Here is an 875-nt window from a genome sequence, read left to right on the forward strand (position 1 = left end):
AAGCACCAATAATAAAGTTAGCCTACGATGAATTAGACAGGTTTAGCTGGAATGAAAAAGATTTAGTAGCATATGAAGAAAGAATAATGGATCTGCGGAAAGAAGAAGCCATTCTTGAATACAAACTTGAGGAAGGTATAGAGAAAGGAAAAATCGAAGTTGCAAAAAATTTACTTAAAGCTGGTGTATCCGTTAATTTAATAGCTGAATCCACTGGCCTTTCTCAAGCTGAAATTGTACAGCTTAAGCAAGAAGTGGCCTAAGTATCACGTTTTTCAGGGCTTTTTTAGCTCGGCAGTGGTCTGAAAAGTCCATTTTTCACTTTATAAAATGTTTATATTTTACCACCTACTTTATTTGAATAAGTTCTTCTGCCACACTCTGAACGGATACTTGAATCAGGCTCAAGTTGACAAGTAGATGTTATCTTGTTATAATAAATATTTATTAATTTAATCTTAACTTAAGAGGGTGTTTATGGTAGCAAGTCATAGTGTTTTAAAAAGGTATGCGTTAGCCTATATAAAGAAATTAGGTAACAATAATGATATTGAAGGGTTTCTACAGTATCGTAATAATACACCGAGTTTAACTTGGAGCAAGGAGAATTTTGAAAATGTGTATGAAGAATTTACATATCCAAATTCAAGCAATAGGCACGATACAGGAAGCAGAAATGATCAATATAACGCAGGGAATAACACACAACCTACAGGCCCTCAGACTACACATATACATGTATACAATGATAGAGGTTTAGATTTTTGGGATTATTTACTACTTCGCAGCCTGTTTGGTGGTCCACAAGCGTCAAGTTAAGGAAATAAAGGTATGAAAGAGATAGAATAATAAGGTATAAGTTCTCCAAGATATAC

At 33.9% G+C, this 875-nt stretch carries 1 protein-coding gene and 1 pseudogene; both read left to right on the plus strand.

The window, feature by feature from the left end; all coding sequences use genetic code 11:
• Nucleotides 1–263 (plus strand): annotated as a pseudogene (locus OZD68_RS00075) (hypothetical protein); the annotation flags it as partial.
• Nucleotides 264–477: 214 nt separating this feature from the next.
• Nucleotides 478–819, plus strand: coding sequence for a hypothetical protein (locus OZD68_RS00080; RefSeq protein ID WP_259365932.1), 342 nt, complete (start codon nt 478–480; stop codon nt 817–819).
• The last annotated feature ends 56 nt before the right edge of the window (nt 820–875 follow it).

Source organism: Wolbachia endosymbiont of Drosophila bicornuta (genome assembly GCF_028982105.1).
Classification (GTDB): Bacteria; Pseudomonadota; Alphaproteobacteria; order Rickettsiales; family Anaplasmataceae; genus Wolbachia; species Wolbachia pipientis.

Excerpts from the sequence above, each read along its gene's own strand:
- OZD68_RS00080 (WP_259365932.1), top strand. The coding sequence starts at position 478 with ATGGTAGCAAGTCATAGTGTTTTAAAAAGGTATGCGTTAGCCTATATA.